The sequence below is a fragment of the Cytophagales bacterium genome (genome assembly GCA_019456305.1).
GTDB lineage: Bacteria > Bacteroidota > Bacteroidia > Cytophagales > VRUD01 > VRUD01.
In genome coordinates this window covers 1-9,615 of the sequence record VRUD01000115.1, presented here as the reverse complement: position 1 = coordinate 9,615, position 9,615 = coordinate 1, and the positions used below count along the sequence as shown (strand labels likewise).

Below are 9,615 nucleotides of genomic sequence, written 5' to 3'. Positions count from 1 at the left end.
TAATATATCAAAAGATTTATGTGCGGGGTAACCATAAACTATCAAACCATAACCAAAAACTAACAACCAAAAACTAACTATTTTCCTGTTTCTGATTTCTATTCTCTAATTTTATTTTACTTTTGCCCTCAGTTTAATGATAAGAAATATTTGTTCCATAAATCAATGACTAATTCTAAAAAAAAGGTCCACTTTATTGCTGTTGGCGGAAGCACTATGCACAGCCTTGCGATTGCTTTAAAGCAAAAAGGCATGCATGTTAGCGGTTCAGATGATGCAATTTATGAACTTTCAAAAAAAAGATTAGAAAAACACGGCTTATTACCTTCTAAAATGGGCTGGGATCCGGATAGGATAAACGATGAAATAGATCATATTATCCTGGGGATGCATGCTCAAAAAGATAATCCGGAATTGCTCAAAGCTAAAAAACTGGGCCTGAAAATTTATTCGTATCCTGAAATAATCTATGATCAATGCCTGGATAAAGAAAGGGTTGTTATTGCGGGGAGTCATGGAAAGACCACAATAACAGCGATCGTTTTACACGTACTTAAATATTGCAAGATTGATTTTGATTATTTAATTGGTGCACAGGTTCATGGTTTTGATTCTTTGATCAAGCTAAGTGATTCGCCTGTAATGATTATTGAAGGCGATGAATACCTCTCTTCCCCAATTGATAAGAAACCTAAATTTCTCCACTATCATCATCACATAGGATTAATCAGTGGAATTTCATGGGATCATTCCAATGTATATCCTGATTTTGATGTATACAGGAAAGCTTTTAGCAGTTTCGTTGATTCTACTCCCAGGGCAGGGGTAATTATTTATAATCAGAATGATAAATATGCGAAAGGTTTGTGTGAAGAACAGCCTGAAGATAGATTATATATTGGCTATTCGGCCCATAAATATAAGATAGTTGACGGGGTTACTTTTTTGGAAACTGAAAACTTTGGTGAAATCCATGTTCCGGTCTTTGGGTTGCACAATATGGAGAATATCAGCGCTGCAAAGCTGATCTGCCATAGAATTGGTATCCCTGAAGAAAAGTTTTATGAAGAAGTAAAAAGTTTTAAAGGGGCTTTCAACCGAATGGAATTGTTAGCCGAATCACCTCATACATCTGTTTATAAAGATTTTGCTCATGCTCCTTCAAAAGTGAAAGCAACAACAGTTGCTCTTAAAAATCAATTTCCAAAAAGAGAATTGGTTGCTTGTTTAGAACTGCACACTTATAGCAGCTTAAATAAGGATTTTTTAAAAGAGTACAAAAATGTTTTTGATTCGGTAGATTTGCCCGTCATCTATTATAATCCCAGAACATTAGAGCATAAAAAAATGGAACCGCTTAATAATGAAGATATAAAATTAGCATTTAATCTAAAGGGATCCATGATATTTACCGAAAGCCATTTATTAAAGGAATATATGCAGGAGCAAAATTGGGAAAATAAAAATTTGTTGCTGATGAGTTCGGGAAACTTTGATGGGTTAGATCTGGAAGAGCTGGCTAAGTCGATAACGCAGGGAGCATAGTAATTCAATAGTAATTCAATAGTAATTCAATGGTAATTTACAACTGAATTACAACTGAATTACTATTGAATTACAACTGAATTACTATTGAATTACAACCGAATTACATATGAATTTAAACCTTACAAAACCCTTAGCCTTTATTGATCTTGAAACTACGGGAATAAATGTAGCGAGAGACAGAATAGTAGAAATTGCTATCTTAAAGGTAATGCCTGACGGAAATATTGTTAACAAAACGCAAAGGGTTAATCCGTTAATTCCGATCCCTGCTCCGGCTTCTGCTATACATGGGATCTATGACAAGGATGTTAAAGATAGTCCTGTTTTTTCTCAAATTGCGCAAGAGATCATTGAATTTATTGATGGTTCTGATCTGGGAGGTTTTAACAGTATCAAATTTGATATACCATTACTCATGGAAGAATGTTTGCGTACCGGGTTTGATCTTTCTATGGAAGGCAGAAAATTAGTGGACGTACAAACTATTTTTCATAAAATGGAAAAGAGAAATTTGACCGCTGCCTACCGGTTTTACTGTGATAAAGTGTTAAATAATGCCCATAACGCTCTGGCTGATGTTACAGCAACCTATGATATTCTATTGGCCCAGCTTCAACGTTATAATGATCTGAAGAATGAAGTGGATTTTCTCCATCAATTATCTATGGATAACAAGGTAGATTTTTCAGGCAGAATGGTACACGATAATGATGGCAGGGAGCGGTTTAATTTCGGAAAACACAAAGGTGAATTGGTTGAGGATGTTTTAAGAAAAGAACCTGCTTACTATTCCTGGATAATGAAAAGTGAGTTTGCTGCCGATACAAAAAAGAAATTGGAAATGATCTGGCAGCGAATTGGTCATTAAAAAGGCGCATAGAGCATAGCGCATGGTGGATAGCATGGAGAGTAAAATTAATGGTTAAGCTAAGTGAAAATAACAATTACTAACTTCAACAAATATTGAGAGTGCAAACGCTATGCGCTCTGCGCTTTACGCCCTGCGCTTACAACCGTATCCCCATCACCAATACATCATCTACCTGCTCTTCCTCTCCTCTCCACTGCTCAAAAGTTTGGTCAAGTATCTGTTTTTGATCTTCTATTGAGCTGTTATAGATAGAAACCAACAATTCTTTAAACTGTTTGTAGCGGAATTTTTTCCCTTTTGGGCCACCAAATTGATCAGGGTATCCATCGGAGAAGATGTAAATGGTATCTCCTTTATAAAGATCAAATTGATGGTTTGTGAATTTATTGGTTTTATCTTTTAGAAAAGCGCCTATAGGGAATCTGTTAGCTTTTATTTCATATAAAGCTATATCATCATTTATTATTACAGGCTCTGGTAGCTTATTAGCTCCATCTTGAAGATCATAGACTTCCGAAGTTTTTTTGTTACGGATCAGATACAGAGAATTATAAGCGCCTGCGTATTCCAGTTTCCAGTTTTCTGTTTTCTGTTCCAGATTTTTTGATCTCAATTCTAAACTGACTAAAGCAATATCCATCCCATCTTCCTTTTGCCGGAGTGTCTTTGCTATCAATATATTTAATTGATCAAGTATCTCAGATGGTTTGGTTAAACCGTATTCATTTATGATCTGGTTCAGGCTATTATGACCGATTATACTTACAAACGCACCTGGCACACCATGCCCTGTACAGTCTACTGCTGCAATAATATAAGTTGGAATGCCATTCCGGCTTACTTCCGTAAACCAATAGAAATCACCACTTACAATCTGCTGTGGTTTATAAAGCATAAATGATTCGGGAAAATTTTCCTTTATAAGATTTTCTGGCGGCAGCATGGCTTCCTGTATTCTTTTCGCATACCTTATACTATCGGTAATATTGGTATATGCTGACTGTAGCTTTTCAGTTTTATCTTCTAAAGCATCTCTTTGCGCTTCTATTTCCTCAGATTGTTGCAAGATCTCCTCTTTTTGCATCAAAATCTCGCTTGTTCTTTCTTTTACTATTCTCTCTAATTTTTCTTTCTTTGCTCTTAAACCCATCACACTTAAACGGACGGTTCCGTATACAAACCCAATGAAAAATAAAATATAGGACAGATAAGCCCATATAGTTCTATACCAGGGTGAGAGGATAGTAAATTGAAAAACCGCTTCCAGGCTTTCATTTTCATATATATTTTTGGCCTTTACGTGAAAATGATACGTTCCTTCAGGAAGGTTGGTATATTCTTTTTTACTTTCATTAGACCATTCTGACCAATTTTTATTAAAATCTTCTAAATAATATTTATATTGAATAGATGCTTCATCAAAATAACTCGGGGCAGCGTAATGAAAAGTTATTGAGTTGGTAATATATGCAAGGGTAGGTTTTAGATTATCTGGTTGTATTAATGATACAATTCTATTATTTAACTCCTTTAATGTATTTTTATTGATATGTGTTCTACTATCGTAATATGTACCACGGAAGATAACTGAATCTTCTCCCAGTGTAACTTTCCTGATCAGTGAATAAAAGTCTTGATTATATTCTCTGTTTAAATTGGGGTCATACCTTATAAGTCCATCAGTATCACCAAACCAGACTATATTCTTTTTACCTGCACTGTTTGGTTGGGGATCAGGATAAATTACATGTATTATTGTCTTTGGAAAATGCAAAAATGGGGTGTTTATCCAGGGTTCAGTTGTGTCATTATTCCCCCTACGGGACAGGCTGGCGCCAGGGACATATCCCAAATCGATGATGTTATTTGTAAAGGTCACCATCCAGATATTTCCAAGGTCATCCTCAAGTATTCTATGGATCCATTTTGAAGCATCGGTAAAAATACTACCCATTGAAGAATCTGGCTTAAATGATGCGGATTCCTTGCCGGAGACTGCCTGTTTCGCCTGTCCCCCCGAGTAACTCGGGGGGGAGTTACCTGAGGGGGACAAAGTCGGGGGAATAAACTTATAGAGACCTTTTGATGTGGCAAAGACTATCCGATTTAAAACTTGCTGGACATAAATCGGCCCTGGAGGAAATCCGTGCGTAGTATCGTATTTGGATATTAATAAATCAGACTGGTTACTATTAATGTCAGAACTTACATTTATAACACCTTGATTTTCTGTACCAAGCCATAAGTTCCCCGGGTGGTCTTCTGCAATACTTATAATATTTTCATTGATTCCTTTTATTTTACCTTCATAAATCCATTTGCCTTCGTTCCAATAGATAGATGTTAAACCTTCAACCAGTCCTATAAAAACCCTTTGAGGATCTAACTTTGATAAATGCAGCACTCTTGCGTTATCCTCTAATATTATCCTGACCCTATGTGCCAGGTAATTCTCCCTGTTAAGACGTCTGGCTTCAGACTTGCTTACATTGATTTGAAATACGCCTTGATTTGCTGCCACTAACAGTGTGTTTTTAACAGAAAGTAAATCCCAGCATTCTGAGGGTATCCCTGCAACTTGTTGGGGCAGGTATAGTTCAAAAGGAGACAACTTACTGTGTTGATTTTGCTTGCCGGTGCTCCGTTTACCGGTGATAGAAGGTAAATAATAAACCCCACGGTTTGTTGCAACATATAAGGTTCCATTATGCCTGGTAATGGATTCTACTCTACCTTCTAAACCAGCGTTGGTATTGACAAAAGTAAGCGGTGAGCTAATTTCTACTTTTGATACACCATTATCTAAGGCAAGCCAAAGGTTTTTTTGGCGATCTAAATATTGAAACCATATTGTCTCATCTTGCAAGTTTGAATTCCTGTTTAATAACTGAATTACTTCTCCCTTTGAATTGATAATTACATTGCCCCCACCTATTGTACCTATTGAATAATACTGTTCTCCCGAATTTGCCGGGTCAGGTAAAACAGTTCCTTTATATGCTGTATAATTAAGAAAAAAATCCTCTAATGAAGTATGGAAAGGGTAGATAATACGACTGTTAGCGGCATCCATAAGAAATAATCCTATATTTGTGGAAATAATTAATATTTGCTCTCTACCCTGTGGAATAGAAGAAATTCTACTGTGTGGATTAAATGGCAGCATGCAATAAATCCCATGGTTGGCAAATAGAGCGCCATTTGGTAGCAAAACCAAGGAATCACCTTCGATTTTCATCAAACCCCTTCCCTTTTGACGTATAAAGATTCCCCCGAAATGTTGTTTATTTTTATACAGGGGAGGAATATAAAACATTGCATTAAAATCTTCAGCTTTATTTGCATTCCAAACCTTCATATTTTCTCCATTCCAACGGAATATTTTTTTTGATGTTTGAAAATAAACACCTTGAGCAGTAGCATAAGCATTCCAGACATTAGAAAAATGGCGGTCTTGTTCATTAATAAATTTTAGCAGGGAGAAATATTGCATTTCCCCGACTGAATCTGGTGCTAAATAACCAATTTGTCCATCTCCACCTACATAGATCAGGTTATTATCGTCAATTGTTAATGAACGAATTATTTCATTGGGAATAGAAATTAAGTTCCAGGTTACGCCATCATACTCTAATACACCTTTACTATTACCAAAATACATTACCCCCCTTTTGTCCTGCACTATTGCCCAGTTTTGGGGTATCGCATTGTATTCTTTAGCAGTGTAATTACGTAGATAGTTAAATGTTGATGTTTGTTGACTTTTGAGGTTAAAGGGAAGGAGTATCAACAATAATAGTGGGAGGAATAAACTTCTACTCCCACTGGAATTGCTGTTGATATTAATTTGCATAACTGTTATTCACTGGTCATTTTGCTTTCCTCAATGACTAATGACGCAGGTTGGACTGTGGAACGGCAAATAACTAATGACCCACTGACACGGGGTGGTCTGTGGAGTGGCAAATGACTAATGACTAATGACCAAATTAGTGATAATCAAAGCCAATTAAAACTACAATACAGCCTTTACGTTCACCGGAGGTTAATTCTTTGCGGGCGCCTGAAGTTAATTCTGCCTGAATGATATAATTATTCGTTGAATTAAATTCAAATTCCCATATAGGGGCACCGTTTTCATTAGCATTATCAAAGAGTAAATCCCGCTTACTATTCAGCAGCTTGAAATTTACATTGCCTAAACCATCCCTGCCACAAGCAACAATTTTATACTTTTCTCCTGCATAAAAGGTTGTTACGAACTCTGCAACTTCACCTGAACCCACTACAACATGATTATACTCAGTACAAACAAAAGGATCAATATTTGGAGCACATTCATTGCCCAGGGCGTCACATTGTGCGTAAGATAACGTGATAACTTGAAAATGTGCTAATATGCCAATTGCAAAAAGCAAAACGAAGTTGTGAATTTTCTTTTTCACCGACAATGATCCTTGATCATATCGGGATTGAAATTTGTTTACCCCGTCCGTAGGACTGGGGTTGAATGCCTTTTTCATTTTGAATAAGATTTTTAATTTGAAAAAAAATAATTATACCGCACCTGTATGCCACGGAGTACCCAAAGTGACTTCGGTGTGCCCTCTGCCAAAACACAGTGGCGGACAAGCAGGCGCAAAGTAAAAAAAAATAATTTTAATTTGAAAGATTTATTTGTGAAATATTTTAAATTTTTTAAATTATATTTTAATTCACTATTAAAAGAAGGAAATAAGGGAATAAAGGAAATAAGGAAATAAGGAAATACCTGTCCGCCAGACAGGCGGGAAGGGAATAAAGGGTTGGCCGCCATCGGATGGCTCTGCTGGCATGCGGGTTGTGCCATCCGACCTGCCTGCCATGTATGTATCCAAAGCGATGACGATGACGAAATATACATAATTAAAAGAAGGAAATAAGGGAATAGGGATATATCCTTTATTCCCTTATTCCCTTTATTTCCTTTATTTCCTTTATTTCCTTTATTTCCTTTATTTCCTTTATTCCCAGCAAATTCATCGGATGACCCCAACTCACAACCCGGAGAGTCATCCGATGATGGCCAAGCCTTATTTCCTTTACACCCTGATGCCAATGACTAAAATATCATCCATTTGCTCAAAACTTCTGCCATCTGGGCTATAGGGGTCGGGGTGCGATTTCCATTCTTCTATGGTGGATTTAAGGATGGCTTTTTGCTTTTTCATTGTTTGTTTATGGATTGACACGAGCAGCTTCCTGAAATGGCCTGACTTAAATCTTTTTCCTTCTTTACCTCCGAATTGGTCTGCATAGCCGTCTGAGAAAAAATAGAGGAAGTCGTTTTTTTTGAGTGGTATTTCATGGGTGGTAAAGGGTTTTATCTCTTTTTCAATATGTGTGCCGATGGGCATTTTGTCTGCTTTGTATTCTATTAGTTCTTTATTCCTAATCAGATAAAGCGGATTGTTGGCTCCGGCAAAATGGACTTTGGTTAGGTTGTATTTTTCCTTACCACCTTCAATATCGAATACGCAGAGCGCGATGTCCATCCCGTCTTTTGCTTCGCCTTCTTTTCCTGTTTGGTGTAGTGATGTGATTACATTCTGGCGGAGATGGTCAAGTATTTTACCAGGGTGGAGTATCCCATTTTTGTTGACGATTTCGTTTAAAAACGATATGCCAAGCATGCTCATAAATGCGCCCGGTACTCCGTGGCCTGTACAATCTGCTGCTGTAAAAACCCATTTGCCGTTTTTCTGCGCTTCCCAGTAAAAATCTCCGCTTACGATGTCCCTGGGTTGAAAGAGTATAAAGTGTTCGGGCAGATGTTTTGAAACGTGCTCTAATGGAGGCAATACGGCTTCCTGTATTCGCTTTGCATACAGGATGCTGTCTGTTATGTCTTTATTCTTTTCTTCAACAAGCTCTTTTTGTTTTTCTAATTCATCTCTCTGCACCCCTATTTCATCTCTTTGCTGCGTTATTTCCTCATTTGCTGTGCTCAGCTCCTCTGTTCTTTCCTGTACTTTTTGCTCCAACACCTTTTTCTGAGATACCAGCCGCCTCCCGTTTGCCCACACAATTAACCATATAACTAACACGCCATTACAGCCATATATCCCATACGCCCACCATGTGCGCCACCATGGGGGCAATACTTTGAAAGTATAAGTTACCGGCTCGCTCCAAATACCGTCCGGGCTTTGGGCTTTGAGCAAAAAGGTGTATTCCCCTTCATACAGGTTGCCATAGGTTACCTCTGTTTTTTTGGTGATGGGGCTCCATTTTTCATCCTGCCCTTCCAGCATGTATTGGTAATTCACTAAGAAATGCCTGCCCGTTTCTATCGCATTGTACTCAAACGTAACATGATTGTATTGATAAGGCAGCACGAGGTTTTCTGGCAATGGATAAAAGCGGGTGATACCGTCAAATTCTATATCTCCGAACCGAAGGCGCATGGTGTCGCGCTCGGCTGTAGATAATGTGTGTCCGTAGGTTATTACTTCTTGTTGGGAGAGGGTGGTACTGTCTTTTACCCCTAAATCCCCTAAAGGGGACTTGCCTGCCTGCGCTGATCCCGCCTTTGGCGGGACGGCAGGCAGGCCTGCGCGTGGCTCTCCCCCTTCACCACGGGCTGACTCCCCCTTTAGGGGGCCGGGGGGTGAAGTCAGGTTATACCAACAAATATTCTCCTCTTGTATGCGTATGCTCTGAATGACAACCGTTGGCGGGTCGGGGTTTTTAAGTACCGCCCTGGGATCAAAACGTATCACCTTATCATCTCCGCAACCGCCCCATATTACGCCTATATCTTCTTTAGTGCCATAAGGCAGCCCCACTTTTGTTATGCACATGGCATTGGTGTTGAGGTCTTTTATGGGGTAGCCGGTGTTATTATTATATATTTCCCATTTTGCTAACCCTCCGCTAAACACAGGGGAGCTTGCTCCGCCTATCAGCACACTGTAGCCCAAATTGGTGCCAAAAACCATATTGCCTTCGGTATCTTCCACTAAGTCGTACACCACGTCATCTGCCAGGCCGTCTTTAGTAGTAAGATTTTCAAATCTTATTTCCTTTATTTCCTTTATTCCCTTTATTCCCTTCTTCATCTCCGGCATCCGCAGAAAACTCACCCCCCCGCCATTAGTGCCGAACCAGAGGTTTCCCGATTTGTCTTCGGTGATGCTCCCTACCGAATTATGCGC

The 9,615-nt window shown here is 38.5% G+C and carries 7 protein-coding genes; 2 read left to right on the top strand and 5 right to left on the bottom strand.

The genetic code is table 11. The features are described from left to right. Positions 1-102: DUF3185 family protein (locus FVQ77_16530; protein ID MBW8051907.1), on the bottom strand; the 102-nt coding region annotated here is incomplete at its 3' end. Positions 103-165: 63 nt separating this feature from the next. Between FVQ77_16530 and FVQ77_16525 the strand changes: the two genes are divergently transcribed. Both FVQ77_16525 and FVQ77_16520 read left to right on the top strand, forming a co-directional pair. Further along, entirely contained in the window at positions 166-1,545 is a 1,380-nt protein-coding gene (locus FVQ77_16525; GenBank protein ID MBW8051906.1) for a peptidoglycan synthetase, read from the top strand. 109 nt (positions 1,546-1,654) lie between these two features. Then, entirely contained in the window at positions 1,655-2,416 is a 762-nt protein-coding gene (locus FVQ77_16520) for a 3'-5' exonuclease (protein MBW8051905.1), read from the top strand. A 139-nt stretch (positions 2,417-2,555) separates the two neighbouring features. Here the strand turns inward: FVQ77_16520 and FVQ77_16515 are convergent, their stop codons facing one another. The 4 genes from FVQ77_16515 to FVQ77_16500 all read right to left on the bottom strand — a co-directional run. Then, complete coding sequence (locus FVQ77_16515) at positions 2,556-6,272, bottom strand: SpoIIE family protein phosphatase (GenBank protein MBW8051904.1); 3,717 nt, start codon at positions 6,270-6,272, stop codon at positions 2,556-2,558. A gap of 136 nt (positions 6,273-6,408) precedes the next feature. Beyond that, the gene (locus tag FVQ77_16510) at positions 6,409-6,942 is read right to left on the bottom strand and encodes a hypothetical protein (GenBank protein MBW8051903.1); all 534 of its coding nucleotides are present in this window, start codon (positions 6,940-6,942) and stop codon (positions 6,409-6,411) included. 14 nt (positions 6,943-6,956) lie between these two features. Continuing rightward, the gene (locus tag FVQ77_16505) at positions 6,957-7,517 is read right to left on the bottom strand and encodes a hypothetical protein (GenBank protein ID MBW8051902.1); all 561 of its coding nucleotides are present in this window, start codon (positions 7,515-7,517) and stop codon (positions 6,957-6,959) included. After that, positions 7,501-9,615: SpoIIE family protein phosphatase (locus tag FVQ77_16500; GenBank protein MBW8051901.1), on the bottom strand; the 2,115-nt coding region annotated here is incomplete at its 5' end. The genes FVQ77_16500 and FVQ77_16505, both read right to left, overlap by 17 nt.

What these genes read in the sequence shown, in the direction of transcription:
- FVQ77_16510 (MBW8051903.1), bottom strand. Translation starts at nt 6,942, where the DNA reads ATGAAAAAGGCATTCAACCCCAGTCCTACGGACGGGGTAAACAAATTT.
- FVQ77_16515 (MBW8051904.1), bottom strand. Translation starts at nt 6,272, where the DNA reads ATGCAAATTAATATCAACAGCAATTCCAGTGGGAGTAGAAGTTTATTC.
- FVQ77_16525 (MBW8051906.1), top strand. Translation starts at nt 166, where the DNA reads ATGACTAATTCTAAAAAAAAGGTCCACTTTATTGCTGTTGGCGGAAGC.
- FVQ77_16520 (MBW8051905.1), top strand. Translation starts at nt 1,655, where the DNA reads ATGAATTTAAACCTTACAAAACCCTTAGCCTTTATTGATCTTGAAACT.